Source organism: Slackia piriformis YIT 12062, from assembly GCF_000296445.1.
GTDB lineage: Bacteria > Actinomycetota > Coriobacteriia > Coriobacteriales > Eggerthellaceae > Slackia > Slackia piriformis.
The window spans coordinates 1,572,887-1,593,857 of sequence record NZ_JH815198.1 but is presented as its reverse complement, the minus strand read 5'-3'; the positions used below and the strand labels follow the sequence as shown (position 1 = coordinate 1,593,857).

Annotated in this window: 14 protein-coding genes; 13 read left to right on the top strand and 1 reads right to left on the bottom strand. The window is 59.4% G+C overall.

Annotated elements, in window-relative coordinates; translation table 11 throughout:
- Positions 1 to 18 precede the first annotated feature (18 nt).
- From HMPREF9451_RS07045 to pth, 10 genes are all read left to right on the top strand, one after another.
- The gene (locus HMPREF9451_RS07045) at positions 19 to 1,668 is read left to right on the top strand and encodes an ABC transporter substrate-binding protein (RefSeq protein WP_009139613.1); all 1,650 of its coding nucleotides are present in this window, start codon (positions 19 to 21) and stop codon (positions 1,666 to 1,668) included.
- 48 nt (positions 1,669 to 1,716) lie between these two features.
- Positions 1,717 to 2,700: an ABC transporter permease gene (locus HMPREF9451_RS07040; protein WP_009139612.1), complete on the top strand. Its 984-nt coding sequence runs from the start codon at positions 1,717 to 1,719 to the stop codon at positions 2,698 to 2,700.
- Positions 2,693 to 3,628: an ABC transporter permease gene (locus tag HMPREF9451_RS07035; protein WP_009139611.1), complete on the top strand. Its 936-nt coding sequence runs from the start codon at positions 2,693 to 2,695 to the stop codon at positions 3,626 to 3,628. Before HMPREF9451_RS07040 ends, HMPREF9451_RS07035 begins: the two co-directional genes overlap by 8 nt.
- A 2-nt stretch (positions 3,629 to 3,630) precedes the next feature.
- A complete protein-coding gene (locus tag HMPREF9451_RS07030; protein ID WP_009139610.1) occupies positions 3,631 to 4,566 on the top strand; it encodes an ATP-binding cassette domain-containing protein in 936 nt (311 codons plus the stop codon).
- Entirely contained in the window at positions 4,560 to 5,150 is a 591-nt protein-coding gene (locus tag HMPREF9451_RS07025) for an ABC transporter ATP-binding protein (RefSeq protein WP_009139609.1), read from the top strand. The genes HMPREF9451_RS07030 and HMPREF9451_RS07025 overlap by 7 nt, the downstream gene beginning before the upstream one ends.
- Positions 5,151 to 5,332: 182 nt before the next feature.
- A complete protein-coding gene (gene trmB, locus HMPREF9451_RS07020) occupies positions 5,333 to 6,214 on the top strand; it encodes a tRNA (guanine(46)-N(7))-methyltransferase TrmB (RefSeq protein WP_009139608.1) in 882 nt (293 codons plus the stop codon).
- Positions 6,215 to 6,389: 175 nt separating this feature from the next.
- A complete protein-coding gene (glmU, locus tag HMPREF9451_RS07015) occupies positions 6,390 to 7,817 on the top strand; it encodes a bifunctional UDP-N-acetylglucosamine diphosphorylase/glucosamine-1-phosphate N-acetyltransferase GlmU (protein ID WP_009139607.1) in 1,428 nt (475 codons plus the stop codon).
- A gap of 112 nt (positions 7,818 to 7,929) precedes the next feature.
- Positions 7,930 to 8,886, top strand: a complete 957-nt coding sequence (locus tag HMPREF9451_RS07010; protein WP_009139606.1) for a ribose-phosphate diphosphokinase — start codon at positions 7,930 to 7,932, stop codon at positions 8,884 to 8,886.
- A gap of 245 nt (positions 8,887 to 9,131) precedes the next feature.
- A complete protein-coding gene (locus tag HMPREF9451_RS07005; RefSeq protein WP_009139605.1) occupies positions 9,132 to 10,274 on the top strand; it encodes an Mbeg1-like protein in 1,143 nt (380 codons plus the stop codon).
- Positions 10,275 to 10,396: 122 nt separating this feature from the next.
- The gene (gene pth / locus HMPREF9451_RS07000) at positions 10,397 to 10,954 is read left to right on the top strand and encodes an aminoacyl-tRNA hydrolase (protein WP_009139604.1); all 558 of its coding nucleotides are present in this window, start codon (positions 10,397 to 10,399) and stop codon (positions 10,952 to 10,954) included.
- Between the two features lie 230 nt (positions 10,955 to 11,184).
- On the opposite strand, the gene HMPREF9451_RS06995 is transcribed toward pth, so the two are convergent.
- Positions 11,185 to 13,149: an FAD-dependent oxidoreductase gene (locus HMPREF9451_RS06995; RefSeq protein WP_009139603.1), complete on the bottom strand. Its 1,965-nt coding sequence runs from the start codon at positions 13,147 to 13,149 to the stop codon at positions 11,185 to 11,187.
- 317 nt (positions 13,150 to 13,466) lie between these two features.
- Between HMPREF9451_RS06995 and HMPREF9451_RS06990 the strand changes: the two genes are divergently transcribed.
- From HMPREF9451_RS06990 to HMPREF9451_RS06980, 3 genes are all read left to right on the top strand, one after another.
- On the top strand, positions 13,467 to 14,912 hold the full coding sequence (locus tag HMPREF9451_RS06990; protein ID WP_040626135.1) for a helix-turn-helix transcriptional regulator: 1,446 nt from the start codon (positions 13,467 to 13,469) through the stop codon (positions 14,910 to 14,912).
- A gap of 203 nt (positions 14,913 to 15,115) precedes the next feature.
- Entirely contained in the window at positions 15,116 to 18,580 is a 3,465-nt protein-coding gene (recJ, locus tag HMPREF9451_RS06985; protein ID WP_009139601.1) for a single-stranded-DNA-specific exonuclease RecJ, read from the top strand.
- Positions 18,570 to 20,936, top strand: coding sequence for a RelA/SpoT family protein (locus tag HMPREF9451_RS06980; RefSeq protein ID WP_009139600.1), 2,367 nt, complete (start codon positions 18,570 to 18,572; stop codon positions 20,934 to 20,936). The genes recJ and HMPREF9451_RS06980 overlap by 11 nt, the downstream gene beginning before the upstream one ends.
- Positions 20,937 to 20,971: the final 35 nt, after the last annotated feature.

Here is a 20,971-nt window from a genome sequence, read left to right as displayed (position 1 = left end):
TCTTTCGAAGGAGAAGCCATGTCTGCACTTCCCACGAATATGACCCGCCGCCGTTTTGCGCAGCTGATTGCTGCCGGAGGTGCGAGCGTCGCATGCGCCGGCGTGCTTTCCGCATGCGGCGGCAACGGCGCCGACGGAAGCCCTTCTGCGAACGACGCGGGGGTAAAGAACCAGGTCATTGTTGCCATGAACATGAACAGCGAGCCGGCCGCCGGCTTCGACCCCTTTGTGTCGTGGGGCTGCGGCGAACACGTGCATGAGCCCTTGATCCAATCCACCCTCATCACCACGGATGCCAATCTCGAGTTCGTCAACGATCTTGCCACGGAGTATTACTGCGCAGACGATGGAATGACCTGGTATTTCACTATTCGTGACGACGCGAAGTTCACCGACGGAGAGCCTCTGAGCGCATCTGATGTGGCGTTCACCATCAACGGCATTATCGAATCCGAGGCGGCCGAGGCCGACCTTTCCATGGTCGAAAAGGCCGTGGCGACCGATGACACGCATGTGGAAATTACCATGACGAAGCCTTATAACGCGCTTCTGTACACGCTTGCCGTCGTGGGCATCGTGCCCGAGCATGCCCATGGGGAGGACTACGGCGCCAATCCGATCGGTTCGGGCCGCTATATGCTTGAGCAGTGGGATCGCGGCCAGCAGGTCATTCTCAAGGCGAACCCCGACTACTACGGCGAGGCCCCTAAGATGGAACGCGTCGTGGTGGTCTTCATGGAGGAAGATGCCGCTCTTGCTGCGGTGCGCGCCGGTCAGGTGGACATTGCCTACACGTCTGCCACCTACAGCGACCAGACAAGCGAAGGCTACGAGCTTTTTGCGTGCGAAACGGTCGATTCGCGTGGAATTTCTCTTCCGAGCATCGCTGCGGGGCAGACCAAGGCCGACGGAGCGAACGAATATCCTGCCGGCAACGACGTGACCTGCGATTTGACGGTTCGTCGAGCCATCAACTACGGTGTGGACAGGCAGGCTATGATTGACAACGTGCTCAACGGGTACGGCACACCGGCGTACAGCGTATGCGATTCGTCTCCGTGGGGAAGCCCCGATATGAAGGTCGAAACCGACGTCGAGGCTGCGAAAAAGCTGCTTGACGAAGCCGGATGGGCCTTGGGCGAAGACGGCATTCGTTCGAAAGACGGCGTTCGTGCGGCGTTCGACATGTATTACGCGTCGGACGACTCTGTTCGTCAGGCGTTGGCCGCCGAGTTCGCCGACCAGATGAAAGAGCTGGGCATCGAGGTGAGTATCAAGGGGGCAAGCTGGGACGACATCTATCCCCACGAGTTTGCCACGCCCATTCTGTGGGGCTGGGGGTCTAATGCGCCGACGGAGCTTTACGAGCTCACCTATTCGAAGGGCTGGGGCAACTACGCATGCTATGACAACGCCGAAATCGACAGTTATCTGGACGAAGCGCTCGCTGTTCCCTATATCGAAGATTCCTACGAACTGTTCCAGAAGGCGCAGTGGGACGGAACGCAGGGGGTTGCTCCTCAGGGCGCGGCTACGTGGGTGTGGCTTGCCAACGTGGACCATCTGTACTTCAAGCGCACAGGTCTCGAGGTTGCCGAGCAGAAGCCTCATCCGCACGGGCATGGCTGGAGCCTGGTGAACAACGTCGACCGGTGGAGCTGGGCGTAGCCATCGCGCGGCTTCGCACGAACGAAGAAAAGGTACAATAGCAACCCTATGCTCAAATTCATCGCTCGACATATCGTCAAATTCGTGCTGCTCATGCTTGCGGTAAGCGCGGTGGTGTTCATCCTGGTGAGCCTTTCGCCGATCGATCCGGTGCAGGCCAATGTTGGACAGGCTGCCTACGTGAGCATGAGCGAGGCGAAGCGCGCCCAGTTGGCGTCCTATTGGGGGGTCGACACCCCGCTGTGGGAGCGTTATGCGAACTGGTTGGTTGCGTTCGTCCAGGGCGACATGGGAACGTCGCTGCGGTTCAATGCGCCCGTTTCCGAGGTTGTTGCCGTGCGGTTTTTGAATTCATTTGCGCTCATGGCCGTCGCCTGGGCGGTAAGCGGCGTTCTCGGGTTTGCTCTTGGCGTTATAGCCGGCGTGTTCAAGGGGCGTTGGCCCGATCGCGTGGTGAAGGGGTATTGCTTCGTGCTTGCTTCCACGCCGACGTTTTGGCTTGGTCTTGTGGCCTTGATGGTATTTTCCGTATGGCTTGGGTGGTTCCCGCTGGGCTTCTCCGTTCCCATCGGCATGTCTGCTGCGGACGTGACACTTGCTGACGCCGTGCATCATATGGCACTTCCCGCGTTGGTGTTATCCGTGGTGGGCGTTGCCAACATCGCGTTGCATACGCGTGAAAAACTGGTCGACATCCTGGAGTCCGACTACATGCGGTTTGCCCGTGCGCGCGGTCTGAGCACGTGGGCGGCAGTCCGCCGTCACGGTCTGCGCAATTTGGCGCTTCCCGCTTTGACGCTGCAGTTTGCGTCTATTTCCGAAATATTCGGCGGTTCGGTCCTTGTGGAGCAGGTGTTTTCCTATCCTGGGCTCGGCCAAGCGGCCATCACGGCCGGTCTTGGCGGCGATGCCGCGCTGCTTGCCGGCATTGCCGTTGCATCGGCTGCGCTCGTGTTCGGAGGCAATTTGGCCGCGAACATTCTCTACGGCGTCATCGACCCTCGCATGAGGAAGGAGACGCGCCATGCTTAAAGAGCCTGCTGTTCAGGCCGCGGCCTCCCAGGGGGCTTTTTCGCTGCGCGGGGGGATGTTCGCGCAGCGCCCGTTGACCGAAGGCGTGCTGCTTCATGCTCCATGCGTGAAGTCTTCGAATCGCATGGCGACTCTTGTGAAATTTGCCATTGCCGTAGCGGTGCTTGCGTCAGTGGTCGTTGCCGGCGCTGTGCTGCAAGACGCGGCAAGCGCGACGGACTTCACGCAGAAGAATCTGGCGCCGAGCCTTGCTCACCCGTTTGGAACCGACTGGATGGGACGCGATATGCTGGTGCGCACCGTGGCGGGGCTTTCCACCAGCGTGTTGGTGGGGCTTCTGGCTGCGGGGGTCTCCTCGGTCATAGCCGTGGTGCTCGGAACGGCGGCCGCCCTGGGAGGAAAGCGCGTCGATGCCGCGGTGACCTGGCTCATCGACCTTATGATGGGCGTTCCTCACATTGTCTTGCTCATTTTGATCTCTTACGCGCTCGGCAAGGGCTTCTGGGGCGTTGCCGTGGGTGTCGCTATTACGCATTGGCCGAGTTTGGCGCGTGTGGTGCGTGCCGAAGTGCTGCAATGCAAGGAGGCGGACTTTGTGGCGATGGCTCGAAGGCTTGGGAAAAGCCCGGTTGCTATAGCCGTTCGTCACATGCTTCCGTATGTGTTTCCCCAGTATCTCGTGGGCTTGATCTTGCTGTTTCCCCATGCCATATTGCACGAAGCGTCTATTACGTTTCTGGGGTTCGGCCTTCCGCCCGAGCAGCCGGCCATCGGCATCATTCTCAGCGAATCTATGGGTTACCTTTCCGCCGGCATGTGGTGGCTCGCGGTGTTTCCGGGCTTGGCGCTGGTAGCCGTCGTGCTGCTGTTCGACATGGCAGGGTCCAGTTTGCGCACGCTTGTCGATCCCCATACGTCGCAGGAGTAGCTATGGTAGAGCAGAGCAACGAAAGCGCATTTGCGCACGAGCAGACCGACCATGCTTCGGCCGAGCTGCATCATCACCATAGCCACGCGACGGCTTCGAAGCATATCGGCGGGCATCATCTGCTCCAGGTGGAAAACCTCGGGGTTTCGTTTTCCATGTACGATTCGTCCGACAGGTGTTTTTTCCGGGCGAGGAAACGAACGGTCCAGGTCATTCACGACCTGAGCGTTTCGGTGCATGCGGGCGAGATTGTGGCTGTGGTGGGCGCGTCGGGTTCGGGCAAGACGCTTTTGGCCGATTCCGTTCTGGGCCTTTTCGAGCCGAATGCTACGGTGACGGGAACGATTTGGTTCGACGGACGGCAATGCGACGCGCGAGACCTCGAGCGCTTGCGCGGAAGAGGCATATCGCTGGTCCCCCAAAGCAGCGCGAACCTTGACCCCCTCATGAAAGTGGGCCGTCAGGTGCGCGGCGTGGCGAAAGACGCCGAAGATGCGAAAAGGCGCGCCGCCCTTCAGCGGGAGCTTTTCGCACGTTACGGTCTTGAGCCGCAGGTTGCCAATCTGTATCCGTTCGAGCTTTCGGGCGGTATGGTTCGACGTGTTCTTCTGTGCTGCGCGCTGGTGGACGAGCCGAAGCTCATCGTTGCGGACGAGCCGACGCCCGGGCTTGACCTCGACCTGGCCGTGAGAGCCTTAGACGACCTGCGGTCGTTCGCTGACGGGGGAGGCGGCGTCTTGCTGATCACGCACGACATCGAACTTGCGCTGCGCGTTGCTGACCGCGTGGCGGTGTTCAAGGACGGCACCGTGGTAGAAGAGACCGCCGTCGCAAATTTCGCTTCTCCGGATTTGCTTCGTCATCCTTTTACCAAGGAGCTTTGGCGCGCGTTGCCCGATCACGATTTCGACATCCCGAAAGGTGGTGGGACATGCTAGAGGCTCTCGATATTCGTTTCGCCTACCCAGGAGACAGACCGTTGTATGATGGATTCTCGCTCTCGGTGGACAAAGGGGAGCGCGTGGCGCTTTCTTCGCCGAGCGGTACGGGAAAGACCACGCTGTGCCGCATTCTTTCCGGCTATCTTCGCCCGCAGCAGGGCAGGGTGCTCGTAGACGGCGTTGCTTTGCCGAAGCGGGGAGCATGCCCCGTGCAGCTCATAGGCCAGCATCCCGAGCGCATGGTCGATCCGCGCATGCGCATGCGGGCCGTTTTGGAAGAGGCGGGCCCGGTGCGCAGCGACTTGTGCGAAGCTTTGGGCATTCGCGAGGAATGGATGCTTCGCCACCCGCATGAGCTTTCGGGCGGAGAGCTGCAGCGGTTCTGCATCGTTCGCGCCTTGGCATCGAATCCGCGATATCTCATCTGCGATGAAACGACCGCCATGCTCGACGCCGTGACGCAGGCCCAGGTGTGGCGTTTCCTCATGGAATACACGAGCGATCGGGAAATAGGCGTTTTGCTAGTCTCGCATTCTCCCGCGCTGCTGCGACGCGTGGCGACTCGCATGGTCGAGCTGTAGGGATATTCTTCGTTGTTTTTTCTCGTCAAGAACGCCCTGACGCGTTAAGATTGGCGATTGCTTCGCACGCCCGATCGTTTGCATGCCGGATCGTTTTTCGCGTATCCGATTGCTTTATGCGTTCGGTCGCATGCGCCGATTTTCGCGAAGCGCGTTCATTGCCGTCAGAAAGGACCGTCCCCATGCGCACCGCTCGCTCTCGTATGCCGAAAAGCTTTTCGCTCGAAGAGCGCCTTGCGGGATGCGCCCGGGCGGTGGAATCTCAGCCCGGTTCATGGGCCGGTTCGTGGCGCAGGTGGGCTCCTCAGGAGGAGCCTTTCGCCGAACGAGCCTTCCGCGAAAGGCCATACGAACATGTGTGCCTCGATTTAGGCTGCGGAAAAGGGGAGTATACGGTGGCATGCGCGAAGGCGAACCCCGACGTGCTGTTCATCGGGCTTGATATCGAAGGCGTGTGCGTGATGCGCGGCGCCGAGCGCGCTCTGGCCGAAGGCGTTTCGAACGCGGTGTTCGTGTTCGAGGAAGATCCCGACCTCGATCTTTCGACCATATTCGCTCCGGGCGAGCTTGATGCCATCCTGCTGAATTTCTCGACGCCGTTTCCCAAGAAGAAAAAAGCCCCGTTGCGTTTGACGTACGTGGATAGGCTCATGGCGTATCGCGCCGTGTTGGCCGAAGGAGGCATGGTGCGTTTGCGCACCGACAGCCAGCCGCTGCGCGATTTTTCTCTGACGCAGCTCGAGCTGGCGGGCTATGAGGTACGTTGGTGCACCGATGATGTGCGCGCGATGTTTCCGGAAGAACCTTGGAGCGGCTACGAAAACAAGCTGGTTGCCCAGGGCGCTACGGTATACGGCTTCGAGGCCACGCCGCGCATTCCGGGCCCTGACCCGGAGAGCATCGTGCAGACTGCTCCGTTGAGCCTGGTGAGCTATTTGCCCGAAGATATCGAGAGCTTGGAATACGTTCCCCACGGCATGCAAGGCTGCGTGGAGAACATGCGCGGCCGCCGCGCGAACAGACGTGCGAAGGGTCTTCCCGAATGGACGAGGCCGATTATCTGATTCGCGCGCTTTTTCTTGCGCGTTGCGTCATGTTTGAGCGCCGCTTCGCTTGATGGCGCCCATTGCCCATTTGTTTCCTGCGAATTGCGTGGGTCTTCGTCGTAGCTGCAAGGGCTTGGAGCTGACCTGCGGTATACTGCGCGTGTCTTATTGTCGATGCGAAGAAGGTTCTCGCATGAACGCTAAAGCTTTGATTCTTGCTGCGGGTGCAGGCACTCGCATGAAGTCGGAGAAGCCCAAGGTGGCACATGAGGTTTTGGGCAAGCCGCTTGTCCGCTGGGTCGTCGATGCGGCGCACGATGCCGGTATTTCCGACGTTATTTCCGTTCTTGGCCATATGAGCGAAAAGGTGGCTCCCTTGGTCGAGTCCGACACTCAAATCGTCATCCAGACGCAGCAGCTTGGCACGGGCGATGCCGTTAATGCCGCTCGTGAAGCCATGACCTGCGAAGACGGCTCTATTGCCGAGGGTTCTTTGGTTGTCCTCTCGGGCGACTGTCCTCTGATCACCCCTGAAACCATCTCTGCCCTTGTCGCCAAGCGCGAGCAGACGAACGCCGCCGTGGTGGTGCTCACCATGAAGATGGACGATCCTTTCGGGTATGGTCGCATTGTGCGCGAAGGCGAAGGCGATTCGGTTGCCCGCATCGTCGAGCAGAAGGACGCAACGCCTGAAGAGGCTTCCATCAACGAATGCAACGCCGGTTTCTACTGCTTCGATGCGCCGGCGCTTTTCGACGCGCTTTCCCGCATTACGAACGACAACGCGCAGGGCGAGTACTACCTTACCGACGTGCTTGAGATCTGCCGCAACGACGGCCGCGACGTGCTTGCCCTGGTCACCGACGATGCCGAAGAGGCCATGGGCGTTAATTCGCGCATCCAGCTCTCTCAGGCAAGTGTTGCCATGCAGCATCGCATCAACCAGCGTCACATGGCCGCCGGCGTTACCATGTGGGATCCTTCCACGGTATGGATCGGCCCCTACGTCAAGATAGAAAACGATGTCGAACTGTTGCCCATGACGTTTCTGATGGGAAAGACTTCCGTCGGTCGCGATAGCGTTATCGGTCCTAATACGCGCCTTACGGATACCGTGGTAGGCCGCGGCTGCCGCATTGACGAGACGGTCGCCGAAGACGCGCGTCTCGATGATCGCGCGACGTCCGGCCCCCGCGCATACCTGCGCCCCGGCACCCATCTGTGCGAGGGAGCCAAGGCGGGCACGCATGTGGAGATCAAGAAATCCACCATCGGTGCCGGCAGCAAGGTTCCGCACCTTTCTTATATCGGCGATACCACCATGGGATCGGGCGTCAATATTGGCGCGGGTTCCATCACCTGCAACTACGACGGCGTGAGCAAGCATGCCACGGTTATCGGAGACGACGTATTCGTCGGAAGCGATTCCATGCTGGTTGCTCCCGTGACCATCGGTGAAGGCGCCATCATCGGCGCGGCGTCGTGCATCACGCGCGATGTCGAGGCTGACGCTCTTGCGCTCGAACGTGCCGAGCAGCGTCAGATTCCGGGCTGGGCGTCCAAGCACATGGCGAAGCTGCGCGATAAAAAAGCCCAGGCGCAGCAGGCGAAAGCTGAATAAGTTCGCGCAATAGGGCATAATACGCTATACGTACACGCGCTCCTGTTCGCGCACTTGGCGGGCAGGAGCTTTTTTCGGCAGAGGTCTTGAGGAAAATAAGGAGCGATCATCCATGACCGAAATGAAGAAGAGCATAGCCGTTTTCAGCGGTTCCGTGAACCCTGAGCTTGCTGACCAGATTGCCAATGAGCTGGGAGTTTCCCTTGGCAATGTGAAGCTCGAGAAGTTCGCGAACGGCGAAATCTATGCGCGCTACCTTGAGAGCGTGCGCGGCGCCGATGTGTTCTTGATCCAGTCCGTCGCTGGTGCTCACATCAACGATGCGCTCATGGAGCTTCTGATCATGATTGATGCCGCCAAGCGCGCGTCCGCCCGTACCATCTCGGCCGTTATCACCCACTTCGGCTATGCGCGTCAGGACCGCAAGGCCGCACCGCGCGAGCCCATCACGGCGAAGCTCGTGGCCGACCTGCTTGAGACCGCCGGCGTGAACAACGTGATTACGATCGACCTTCATCAGGATGCTATCCAGGGCTTTTTCGACCGTCCGGTCAACCACATGACCGCTATGCCCATCTTTGTCGACTACTTCAAGAAGAAGGGCTTCGACCCCGAGAAGCTGTGCGTCGTTTCTCCCGACGTTGGACGTGCCAAGGCCGCCAAGAAGTTCCAGACCATGCTTGGCAGTGATATCGCGATCATGCACAAGGACCGTCCGCGTCACAACCAGGCGGAAATCACCGCTTTGATCGGCGATGTCACGGATAAAATCTGCATCCTCAACGACGATATGATCGATACGGCGGGCTCTCTTGTCGCCGCCGCCGAAACGCTGAAGGCGAAGGGCGCTGCGCAGGTCTTTGCATGCGCGACGCACGGCATCTTCAGCGGCCCGGCATATGAGCGCATTGCCAATTCCTGCATCGAAGAGGTCGTCGTCACCAACGTTATCCCCGTTCCTCTTGAGCGTCAGACGGGCAAGATCAAGGTTCTTTCCGTTGCTCCGTTGTTCGCAAAGACCATTCGCAACGTCTACGAGAACGGCTCTGTTGCATCTCTGTTCGAATAAGAGCATGCGCGCATGCGTGCGCGTTTGACGTTTTGCTATCAATCGGCCCGTCGCCTTGTGCAGCGGGCCTTTTGTATGGGAAGGTGATGGCGCGTCGAAGTAACGGGCTTGCAGGTGCACGGAAAACCTTTTGCGGCCATTTTCGCGGACAGGCTGCCTTGTCCGTGTCTTCGGGCCTCCTTCGTTGGCAGTCGTTTACGGGCGCTTGTTCTTGTGGGTAAGGAATCTATGCGGAAAGGTCGCGTATGAAAACCATCATGGATTATCTGGCGACCGAGTTCGCCACATTCGAAGAGGTGCCGTTTTGTGCGGTCGACGCGCTTGTTCTTTCCGAGTTCTGCATGGTGCGCATGGAGAAAGTTATGCCCCCCATGCGAGAAGAGAAGACGCTTGGTGGCATTGCTGCGGCACGTTTGCGCTCGGTTTTAGCGTCTCAGCGGGGCCTTCGGTTCAAAGACGCGCTTCTTGCCGAGTGCTACGACGAGATGTTCGTCGGCCTTGTTCCCCATAAGATCAAAGACCTCATGCTTGCCTTGGCGGCGAGTCCTCGGTTTCGCGATATGCATATGAGCGAATGCGCGAGCGTGTTCGACGAGAAGAACAACACGCAGTTTGCCGCGCTTTCGTTCTCGTATAAAAACAAATTCGCCTTTGTGGGGTTTCGCGGCACGGACTGCTCGTTTACGGGATGGCGCGAAGATTTCGATATGGCCTACATGGACCGCGTGCCCTCTCAGACGGGCGCGTTGCGGTACTTGGAAGCCGTTGCGTGCCGTCTGCCGAAGACGCTGTATGTCGGCGGTCATTCCAAGGGCGGAAACCTCGCCGTGTACGCCGCGGCGAAATGCAACGAGAAGACGCGCAGGCGCATCCGGCGCGTGTACTGCCTCGACGCTCCTGGTTTTCGCTCGGGCATGTTTTCCGAAAACGAACGTGCTGCGGTTGTTCCTCTGATAGAGCGCTATGTGCCGCGTGAGTCGTTGATCGGCATGCTCATGAAGCACGCTTCTCCGTATACCGTGGTGAAATCGAGTGCTTCCGGCGCTTGGCAGCACGATCCTTTCACATGGGGGATAGACGGCTTCGAATTCGAGACGTGCGACGAGCTTTCCCAATCGGCCCGGTTCGCGCACGACGTCTTGAACGATTGGCTTGCTCGCTACGATGACAAAGAGGCTCGCGTTATCGTGGACGCGATGTTTTCGGCCATGCGGGCGAGCGGGGCGCAGGATTTTGCCGAAATCATCCAGCCGGGGCCTAGGACTCTCGCGCTGCTGCGGGACGCTGCCAAAAACACCGACGAGAAGACGCGGGCTACGCTCATGGACGCTATCGGGGATCTGGCCGAGGTGGCGGCGCGCCGTGCATGGTATGGGCAGAAAAGATAAGGGCCGATTATGCGCGGATCGTTGCCAAGAAGGCTCAGCACGGGGTGCGTGTTTTGTGCATTTCGGGAAGCGCTGCGTGACGCATGGCACAATTCTTGTCGAAATACTGCAAGGAGGAATGCATGCGATTGATTGTTGGCCTGGGAAATCCCGGCGACGACTACGCCCATACGCGCCACAATGCTGGCTTCGATGCCATTGACGATTTGGCCGAGCAGCTTAGGGCTACATATTGGAAGACCGAATGCGGCGCTCTGACCGCAAAGGTGAAATACCGCGGTGAGGAGCTCATCTTGGCCAAGCCGCAAAGCTATATGAACGTTTCGGGCGGGCCGGTGAAGCAGCTGTGTGCTACATACAGAATAGCACCTGCCGACATCGTGGTCATACATGACGAGCTGGACATAGACCCCGGCACGGTTCGCGTCAAATTCGGTGGCGGCTTGGCGGGGCATAACGGCTTGAAGTCGATTGCTGACAAGCTTCAGACGAAGGATTGGACGCGTGTGCGCACAGGGATCGGTCGCCCTCCGGGACGCATGCCTGTTGCGGACTGGGTTTTGAGCCTTCCGAAAAAAGAGGCGCGCGATGATTTCGACCAGGCCACACATCTGGCGGCCGAAGCGGTGCTGTTCTTGTTGGAAAACGGCTTGGAGAAAACCCAGCAGCGCTTTAACTGATACAGCCCGCGTTACCTGTCTTCGTCTGCTTGGTGTGCCGAGGAAGACGGCGCTGAAAAGAGAACGAGAAAAAGGACAGCCGAAGCTGTCCTTTTTCATGGAGGGGTTGGTGTTTGCGCCGTGCCGCCTTGAATGCATGCAGTTGATACGGCGCTATCGCAAAACTTGGATAAGGCGGGATGCGCGATATAAAGAGGGAGGGGCGTGCATCCCGCGATTGGGAATGGCTCTTACAGGCCGGCCTTTGCCAGGGCGTCTTTGGTCGCGTCGATGATGGCGCGGCTCGACATGGTAGCGCCTGCGACGACGTCGACGTCGGCCGAGTTGGCCTCGACGATTGCGGAGGGAATCGTCTCGATGGCCGGCGTGCCGATGCCGGCGGTTTCATGATGCTCGACGACTTCGACGTTGGTGATGGTGGAGCCGTCCAGCGTCACCTTGACGAGCGCCTGGCCGCCCATGCCCGAATCGGAAGCGCCGACGTACTGGTTCGCCTCGGTCTTGACGCTTGCCGGGTCGGTTTCCACGGTGCTGCTGCCGCTGCCCTGCGTGTATTCGATTTCGGATTCCACGTTGACGGGCAAAGGAGGCAGCGGATCTTTCTGCGCTGCGGCGCCCTTGCCGGCGAGGCGGCCGAAGATCAGACATTCCGCCATGTTGCCGCCGCCGTTGTACTGATACGGGGTGATGCCGCCGAATTCGCCCGCGCTGTACAGATGGGGGATCGGCTCGCCGTCGATACCGATGACCTCGGCGTTACCGTTGCGGCGCGCGCCGCCCTGCGTGTTGAGGATGGCCTGGCGCAGCTCGATGGCGTAGTAGGGGCCGGTTTCCGAGAAGGGTCGCATGGATTCGGGGGCGCGGCGGAAGTCGGGGTCGAACCCGTCTTTGGCGGAACGGTTGAATCCGTCGATGGTCGACTGCAGCGCGCCTTCGCGGATGCCCAGCGCAGCTTCAAGTTCGGCGATGGTATTGGCGGTCACGAGCGTCTCGTCATAGCCCGCAAGGCCGTTCATCTTCTCGATGAGCTCGTTGTGCGCGCTGTCCCAAACCCACCAGGTGGTGTGTGGGCGCTTGATCATGACCCATTCGCCGTTCACGGGCATGTGTCCGTGACGGGCCACGGCGTCTTCGGTCATATAACGCTGGCCGTCGTCGCCGACCACCACGTAGCTGCCGCTGACCAGATACGGGTTGTTCATGACGCTACGCAGGGAATGCTCGGTCTCCTTGATGGGGAAGGACGCGCCGCCGAAATGGAAGCAGTTGCCCTCGTAGGCCTCCATGTGCCAGAAATCCGCGCCGACTTCGGAGGCGAGCTTGATGCCATCGCCCGTGTTGAAAAGCGTTCCGCTGACGGTGAACTTGGAAAGGCCCAGGTAGCTCTCGACCATCGTCTTGTTGTTCTCGAAGCCGCCGCAGCTCAAAACCACGCCGTTGAGCGCGCGCACGTTGACGGGCTCGCCGTCTTTTTCGACGGTCAGGCCGATGACGGCCTTGCTCACGGGATCTTGGAACAGGTGCGTGGCGGGCGCGTTGCACCAGACGTCGATCTTGTCGCTCATGCTGTCGATCTTCTTGCGGTAGGCCTTCCACAGATGCGAGAAGCCCTGCTCTTCGCGGTTGACGCTGATGAGGTCGAGCGCTTCGCCGCCTTCGATTTCGGGGTACTCGGGAAGGAAGTGCGCGATCAGCGGCTGCAGGCTGCAGTCGTCTTTCCAGTGCTGGAAGTTCTCTTCGGGCACGTCGAAGTCGTTAATCAGCATCTGCTTGGTCTCGGTGAGGCCCTGGCAGTAGGTTTCCAGCACGTCTTCGGGCAGGTCGTGTCCCGCCGCGAGGCCCGCGTAGTACTTCTTCATGGCCTCTTTGTCCTCGGAATACACGATGAGCTGGCCGCAATAGCGGGTGTTGCCGCCCTCGTTGCCGAGCGGGGCCTTGTCGATCAGAAGCACTCGGGCTCCCTCTTCGGCCGCATAGCGCGCGGCCACCGCGCCCGCGCCGCCGAAGCCGACCACCACGACGTCGTATTCGCCGTTCCACTCAATCGTGTCGGCGTAGGTCATGCCGTCTTTGGCAGCGCCGCCTCCGGAGCCGGCGCCTTTCGGAGCGCAACCTGCAAGCGCCCCTGCGCCTGCCATGGCGGCAAGGCCGACGACGGAGCCTTTGAGGAAGTTTCTGCGTGAATACTCTCCCATTGTTCCCTCCTGTGTTTGAATGCGGTATGCGTCGATACATCACGCGTCGATGCGTCGCGCTTCGCGGCGATTCGTCTTCGTGCAGGCTTTGACTCGCTTGCGTGGACGAAGCAGCGCAATTGCCCGCTCTTGCGGATTGGCGAACGCGCATCGACGCTGCTACCATAGCGTTGGCAAAAGGGGTCAATAATGAGTAACCTCTGCGGCGAAAGCGGTGCTTTATTACGCCGTTCGGGGGTTATTGGCCAATAACCCTGCGCCGCATTGCTCTTGAAAGCAAGCGTTTTGCCTGTTCAACGAATTTCGATGGGGGAATCGTGAAAAAGACGACGAAGGCGGCCACTATGCTGCATGCGCTTGATGCGCGAATGCGCGACGCTTCGCGCGACGGCCTTCTTGTGGGAATGGCGTGCAATTTCGCCTTCGTGACCCAGGTGTTTTTCGCTCCGGCGATGACGCATGTCACGCCGTTCATGCTTTCGTTTACCGACATGTCGTATGTATTCGGCGCCTTGTGTGCGGCGTTTTTGCTCGTGCGCTCTCGCGGCTCGTTGCCCCGCATGAGCATGCCGCTGCTTTGGGGGCTTTCGCTTGCCATGGCGGTTTTGTTCGCGCTGTACGGGCTTTTGATAACCGACGTGAACGACATAGCCTCGGTGAATTTCGCCACGAACGCGATGTTTCTTGTCGGCGGGGCGCTGTTTGGGGCATACCTTGCATACGTGATTCCCCTGTGGCTGCGGGTGTGTGCGGCCCACGACCCCGAAGAGATTGTGTGGACCATCCTGCTTGCTGGCGCGCTTGGATCGGTGCTCGTGTGGTTTTTGGGCGACATGGGTCCGGCGCGTCTTTTGGTGGCGTCGGACAGCATGCTTTTGCTGGGGACGTACATGCTTGGGAGGGCGGTTGCCGCCGCGCAGGAAAGCGTGTTTTCCCGGTCGGGGGAAAGCGATGGCGAGCAGAAGCTCCCCGTGCGTTTGTTCGCGGCCTGCTTTCTGATGGCCTTTGCGTTTGCAATTGCCATTTCGTCGGCGGAGTCTCGCGGAGCTTCGTCATCATATGCCACAGGTACGTTTTTCGCGCCCGTGCTGATTGCATGCGTCTGTTTGCTGGTGCTTCGCGGGCTTACGGTGTCTTCGCTTTTGAACATGGCCGTGCCCATCATCACCGCCGTGGTCATGTCTGTGTCGTTTTTCGGGGTTGAGCCCGTGCTGTCGTTCGATCTGGCCGTTGCGGGCATGTTCCTTTTTCTCGTCCACGCCGTCATGACGGTCCTGTTTTCCCTGTACGGTTCGTCGTCTGCTTCGTACCGGGCGTTTCTTGCCATTGCCGCCTCGTTTGCCGGCGGTTGCGTCGTGGGGCGTATTGGCTCGGCGTTCGCCGTTGCATGGGGTTCCGTTTCGTCGAATACCGTCATGTTTCTGTCCATTCTTGCGGTCATGGGCGCGCTTCTTCTATGTGTCAGGGCCGGCTCGTCGTCTGTGCATGAATCCGACGTGGACTTATGCGTCGCCCCGCTTGCCCGGCCTTCTGACGAGCTTCTTGTGCAAAGGCGCATTGATGCCGCAGCCGACCGGTGCGGCCTTGGCCGCCGTGAGAAAGAGACGCTTGAGCTTTTGCTTGCTGGCAAAACCGCGGCTGAAATTGCCGAAGCCATGGTTGTTGCGCCCGGCACGGCGAAATCGCACGTTTGCCACGTGTATCGAAAGCTCGGGGTTCACAGCCGCGCCGAGCTTTTCGACGAATTCGGCCTGAATTCGTGACGTCTTGCTCAAAGCGCCTGGTTTAAGCCGCGTCGGCAGCGTCTTCGCAAGCCAAGGAGCAAAGGCCCGGGCTCCGTTTCGCTCTGCGGTCCAAAACGTCTGCGGGTTCATCTGTGCAACCTCTGTTGCTGCATCTTGAAAGCGCGTCAAATGTGCGACAATGACACGTGAAAAAGAGTTCATGACCTAAGGCATGTGACATTATGACAGCGCAATTTCATGTGGCGTCGACCGACGAGACGCTTGTTTCATCTTTCCAGCAAGAATTCGGCTTGCCTCGCTTTATCGCCAAGACCATGGCGGCCCACGGTATCGAAAGCATCCAAGAGGCCGAAGCGTTTCTTTCGCCCGACCTTGCCCGCGATTGGCGCAATCCTTACGAAATTCCTGACATGGACCGAGCGGCCGACCGTCTTGAGGAGGCTGTTCGTTCAGGCCAGAAGATTCTCATCTTCGGCGATTTCGATCTTGATGGCATCTCGGCCACGACGGTGCTTACCCGGGGTTTGCGCGCGCTTGGCGCGAACGTTACGCCGCTTATTCCCAAGCGGTTCGAGGAAGGCTACGGCCTTACTTCTGCAGCCCTTGAGCGGGCGAAAGGGTACGACCCCGATCTTATTGTCACGGTGGACTGCGGCATCTCCTGCAAAGAGGAGGTGGAGGCGGTCAAGGCCGACGGAATAGACGTGGTGATCACCGACCATCACGAGCCCGGTTCCACGGTGCCCGAGGGGGTTCCCGTTGCCGACCCGAAATGCGATCCGAAATGCGAAAGCTCTATTCTTGCGGGCGTCGGTGTTGCTCTCAAGATGGTTCAGGTGCTCGGCGGTCGCCTCGGAAAGCCCCATCTGTGGCGTGATTACACCGATTTCGCCACCCTGGGAACGGTTGCAGACCTCATGCCTTTGCGTGGGGAGAACCGCGCCTTGGTGGCGGACGGCATAGAGAAAATGAACAAGCATCCTCGTCCTTGCATCGCCGCGCTCGTAGGCGTGTGCAACGTGGCGGGGAAACCGCTTTCCTCGACGAACCTTTCGTTTTCGCTTATTCCTCGCTTGAATGCGGCGGGGCGAATGGGCATTGCCGATCTAGCTCTTGAGCTTTTGATGACGGACGATTTCGAGGCCGCTCAGGCGAAAGCTGCAGAGCTGGACCGCGTCAACGACGAACGCCGCGCAATCGAGGCCGACCTTGCCGAAGAGGCACGCGCGAAGGCGGATGCCATCTACGACGGTCAGCGTGCGCTTGTCGTGGCAGGCGAGGGGTGGCACGAAGGAGTCAAGGGCATCGTCGCGTCCCGACTGGTCAATGCGTTCGGCGTTCCGTCTTTGCTCTTCACCATAGAGGACGGCGAAGCGCGCGGGTCGGGCCGAAGCGTCGGTCAGGTGAACCTGTTCAAGGCCGTCGAATCCGCATCCGACATTCTCACGCGTTTCGGGGGGCACGGAGCTGCGGTTGGAGTGACCCTTCCGGCCGATAAGCTTCCGGAGTTCTCCGAGCGATTGCGCGCATATATGGACGAGCTTCCCGAGGACAGCTTCCATCCGCTCATCGAGATCGACTCTATGGTCAATCTTTCGGAGCTCACGATTGAAAACGTCGAAGAGCTTGATCGTCTTGCTCCTTTCGGCCAGGAAAACCTGACGCCGCGCTACTTGGCCCGCAATGTTCGCCTTGCTAACTGCCGCGCAGTCGGCGCGGGAAAGAACCACCTCGCCTGCACGCTTACCGATGGGGCTTCGTCGGTCGATGCGATTATGTTTCATTGTGACGGGATCGATTCCCTCATGGCCTGCGGAAGCGTGGTGGACGCTGCATTCCAGGTGCAGATTGACGAATGGCGCGGTCGCAGGACGGTCAAGTGCATGCTCGACGCCATAGAGCCGGCTTGTCCATGCCCCGCGTTGCGCGCTTGTCTTCCGAGCGAGGATGTGGACTTCATCCAAGAGCTTTGCGAGGCAACGCAGGAAATGGAGGAAACCGCCGATTGCGGGTGCGCTTCCGAACGGTGCCGCCGCCGCGAGCAGTGGGAGGAGATCGCACGTCGCGAGCCTGAGGCCCTGACAGGAAGGCTGGTGGAGGCATGCATTGGGAAAAGGGCTCTGCATCCTTCTCAGGAACGTGCGCTGAAGTGCCTTGCCGAGGGCGTCAACACGCTTGCCGTCATGGGAACGGGACGCGGGAAATCGCTCATCTTTCAAATACATGCCGCACGCTGCGCCTTGAGCCAGGGCAAGGCGAGCATTCTGGTGTATCCGTTGCGCGCTCTCATCTCCGACCAGGAGTTTCATCTCAACGCGCTTTTCGAACAGTTCGGTCTTCGCGCGGCTGCCCTGACCGGTGAGACGCCTTCGGCTCAGCGCGGCGCGGTATACGAGGGGCTTTCCAGCGGGGGAATCGACGTGGTGCTCACCACGCCCGAGTACCTCGCGTGTCATGCGGACGATGTGTCCGCATGCGGGCGTATCGGCTTCATGGTTGTTGACGAAGCCCACCATATGGCGCAAGCGGGCGCTGGAAAGCGGCCGGCCTATGACGTCTTGGGCGCGTTTGCCCGCAAGCTCGCAGACCCCGTGGTTCTCGCCGTCACTGCAACGGCCCCGATTGATGTTGCCTCCTATATTGTGCAATCGCTCGGTATTCAGGCGGTCGTACGCGACGAAGCTGACCGGTGCAACCTCACTGTCGACGACCACCGAAGCCTGCGCGACAAGGATAGCTATCTTGCCCGCATCGTCGCATCGGGCGAGAAGACGATTGTCTATGTGAATTCTCGCATGGGGTCGGTCGACCTCACGCGTCATTTGCGCGCTATGGTCCCTCAGGTTGCTATGCAGGTCGGTTTTTACAATGCGGGACTTTCGCGAGATGAGCGTTTGCGCATAGAACGTCTTTTCCGCGAGAACGTCTTGCGCGTCCTGGTATGCACGTCGGCTTTCGGCGAGGGCATCGATATCCCCGACGTGCGCCATGTGGTTCTCTACGGCATGCCGTTTTCGGAGATAGAGTTCAATCAGATGAGCGGTCGCGCTGGTCGAAATGGCGGCGATGCAACGGTTCATCTGCTGTTCGGATCGCGCGATGCCGCTTCGAACAGGGGCGTGCTCAACCAGGGAACTCCTGAGCATGACGCCATGGCCCAGATATACCGCGAGCTGCGTCGCATGCAGCGAGAGGCTGCCCAGGGTGTCGCTGTCGGCTCGTCCGGAGCCTTCGTGCCGGTTCGCGGTCGGGAAAGCGCCGTTGCCGGCGATGAATCCCGGATGGAAAAAGACGTCGTGTCCGTTTCTACCCACGATGGCGATGTTTTCTTTACAATGACTACCGATGGGTTGGCGCATATATGCACGCAGCGTTCGCCCCATTTCCCGATAACGCCCGATATGTGCGCGTGCGGGCTCGCCGTCTTCGAAGAGCTTGGCCTCGTGCGTATGCGTTCATGCTCGTGCGCATGCGACCAGCGTTACGAGGTCCATGTGTGCGATTTCGGCGGGAAGGTGGAATTGGGCGATAGCGTGCGTTATCGCGAAGGCATGGGGGAGGCCGAAGCGTTTGCGCACTTTACCGAATGGGTGATGCGCAGTCCCGCATCGGTTCTGCGCGATCGCATTATTCGACCCATCCTGCCCGATGACATGCAAGGGGAAGGGGGACGCGATGTCCGATGAGAAAAACGCTTCGCAGGTCGGTGCTCCGATCGATCCTGTTCTCGCCAGGGCTTCGGGAGCGTGGGCCTTCGAGATATACGAGGGCGGCATAGCCCCTTCCGCGAAGCCTTCCGAGGCAAGGGCTCCCGAAGTGCGCTTTGCGAAGCTTCAGGGAGTTACGGCGGAGTACATCAACGAAGATGATCAGGCTCTGCTTGAGAAAGCGTATCGTTTTGCGAGCGAGGCTCACAAGGAGCAAAAGCGTAAAAGCGGCGAGCCGTTCATTGCCCACCCCATAGAAGTGGCGCTCATTCTTGCCGATTTGCGCATGGACGCCGACACGCTGTGTGCGGCTCTTCTTCACGACACGGTGGAAGATACGCCGACGACGGTCGAAGAAGTGTCCGAGCTGTTCAACCCGCAGGTCGCTCAGCTGGTGCAGGGCGTTACGAAGATTACGCGCATCGAGGTGGGAAGCCTGACCGATGAGCAGGCGGCAACCATTCGTAAGATGTTCGTCGCCATGAGCAAAGACATTCGCGTCATCGTCATCAAGCTTGCCGACCGCCTGCACAACATGCGTACGCTTTCGGCGCTCAAGGAAGATCGCCGTATCTTCAAGGCGCGCGAAACGCTTGAAATTTATGCCCCTATAGCCCATCGCCTTGGTATCGGCTCCATCAAGTGGGAGCTTGAAGACCTTTCGTTCTACTATCTCGATCCGGCGAAATTCGGTCAGATCAGCCGCATGGTGGCGGAAAGCCGTGTAGAGCGCGAGCGCTACCTTGCCGACGTCATAGAAACGCTTACGGGCGAGCTTACCAAAGTCAATATCACCGGCCACATTGCGGGGCGTCCGAAGCATCTGTACTCCATCTATCAGAAGATGACGAAGCGCGGCAAAGGCTTCTCCGAGATCTATGACCTGATTGCCGTGCGCGTTATCGTGAAGACGGTCAAGGACTGCTATTCAGTGCTCGGCGCCGTTCATGCGTTATGGCACCCTATGCCCGGCCGATTCAAAGACTATATCGCCATGCCGAAGCTCAACATGTATCAGAGCCTGCATACCACCGTCATCGGTCCGTCGGGCCGCCCGCTTGAGGTTCAGATCAGAACCGAGGAAATGCATCGCATGAGCGAATACGGCGTTGCCGCGCATTGGCGCTATAAGGAAAAGGGCAGCAAGGCCGACGAAGCGTTCGATCGTCAGATCGCCTGGCTGCGCCAGATGGTGGACTGGCAGGAGGAGACGAAGGATTCCCGCGAGTTCCTGAGCGATTTGAAGGTTGACTTGGCGCCTACGGAGGTCTTCGTGTTCACGCCCGCAGGCGATGTCATGAGCCTGCGCAGCGGCTCGACGCCGGTCGACTTCGCCTACAACGTTCATTCCGAAGTGGGCAACCACTGCGTAGGGGCGAAGGTCAACGGCGCGATCGTTCCGCTTTCTTATGAGCTTCAGATGGGCGATCGCGTGGAAATCCTCACGCAGAAGAGCGCTACGCCGTCGCGCGACTGGATCAAGATGGTCAAAACTCCGTCGGCGCGCAGCAAGCTCCGCAGCTATTTTTCCAAGGTGAGCCGAAGCGACGATCTCATTCAAGGCCGAGACAAGCTCGCTCGCGAGATGAAGAAGCATGGCTTCGGGCTTGGGTCCACATCGTCGGTGCGCGCTCAGAAATCCGTCGCTGAGCAGATGGGTTACAAAGACGTAGAGGACATGATGGTTGCCATAGGCGCGGGCAAAGAGACCGTGCTGCATGTGGCCAACCGTCTCCTGAAGATTCTCAACCCCCAGCCGGTCAACGACACGCCGAGCATTCCCATGATGAGCAGCGGCGTCATGCCTCCGCTTATCACGTCGGTCAAGCGCCCGAACGTGCGCAGGAAGGCCCATGCCTCGAATGGGGTTATTGTCGCCGGGTTGGAAAATGCCCCGGTGCGCCTTTCTCGCTGTTGCAATCCCGTTCCGGGTGACGCAATCATCGGTTTCGTTACGCGAGGTCGCGGCGTGTCCGTCCATCGGGCCGATTGCCCGAATGCGAAAGACCTCATGCGTGACCAGGGACGCTTGATCAAGGTTGAATGGGAAGCAACCGCGGAAACTACAAGTTCGTATCAAGTGGAGGTCTTTATCGAAGCCCTCGATCGCATGAACCTTTTGCGTGATATTATCAACACGTTGTCCGATACGGGCGTAAACGTGCTTGCGTCGAACACGGTGAGCCATTCCGACGGCATAGTCGAGATGCGGTATTTGTTCCAGGTCTCTCAGGTGTCGCACATAGAGAACATCCTGGAGTCTTTGCTCAGGATCGACGGCGTCTTCGACGCCAGGCGCATGCTTCCAGGAGATGCGGCTCATAAGAAGAAATAGAGGTCTGTGCGCCTGGCGCGCAGACGCGAAGCCAC

Excerpts from the sequence above, each read along its gene's own strand:
- glmU (WP_009139607.1), top strand. The coding sequence starts at position 6,390 with ATGAACGCTAAAGCTTTGATTCTTGCTGCGGGTGCAGGCACTCGCATG.
- HMPREF9451_RS07035 (WP_009139611.1), top strand. The coding sequence starts at position 2,693 with ATGCTTAAAGAGCCTGCTGTTCAGGCCGCGGCCTCCCAGGGGGCTTTT.
- HMPREF9451_RS07010 (WP_009139606.1), top strand. The coding sequence starts at position 7,930 with ATGACCGAAATGAAGAAGAGCATAGCCGTTTTCAGCGGTTCCGTGAAC.
- HMPREF9451_RS07005 (WP_009139605.1), top strand. The coding sequence starts at position 9,132 with ATGAAAACCATCATGGATTATCTGGCGACCGAGTTCGCCACATTCGAA.
- HMPREF9451_RS07030 (WP_009139610.1), top strand. The coding sequence starts at position 3,631 with ATGGTAGAGCAGAGCAACGAAAGCGCATTTGCGCACGAGCAGACCGAC.
- trmB (WP_009139608.1), top strand. The coding sequence starts at position 5,333 with ATGCGCACCGCTCGCTCTCGTATGCCGAAAAGCTTTTCGCTCGAAGAG.
- HMPREF9451_RS06980 (WP_009139600.1), top strand. The coding sequence starts at position 18,570 with ATGTCCGATGAGAAAAACGCTTCGCAGGTCGGTGCTCCGATCGATCCT.
- pth (WP_009139604.1), top strand. The coding sequence starts at position 10,397 with ATGCGATTGATTGTTGGCCTGGGAAATCCCGGCGACGACTACGCCCAT.
- HMPREF9451_RS07045 (WP_009139613.1), top strand. The coding sequence starts at position 19 with ATGTCTGCACTTCCCACGAATATGACCCGCCGCCGTTTTGCGCAGCTG.
- HMPREF9451_RS06995 (WP_009139603.1), bottom strand. The coding sequence starts at position 13,149 with ATGGGAGAGTATTCACGCAGAAACTTCCTCAAAGGCTCCGTCGTCGGC.
- recJ (WP_009139601.1), top strand. The coding sequence starts at position 15,116 with ATGACAGCGCAATTTCATGTGGCGTCGACCGACGAGACGCTTGTTTCA.
- HMPREF9451_RS07040 (WP_009139612.1), top strand. The coding sequence starts at position 1,717 with ATGCTCAAATTCATCGCTCGACATATCGTCAAATTCGTGCTGCTCATG.
- HMPREF9451_RS07025 (WP_009139609.1), top strand. The coding sequence starts at position 4,560 with ATGCTAGAGGCTCTCGATATTCGTTTCGCCTACCCAGGAGACAGACCG.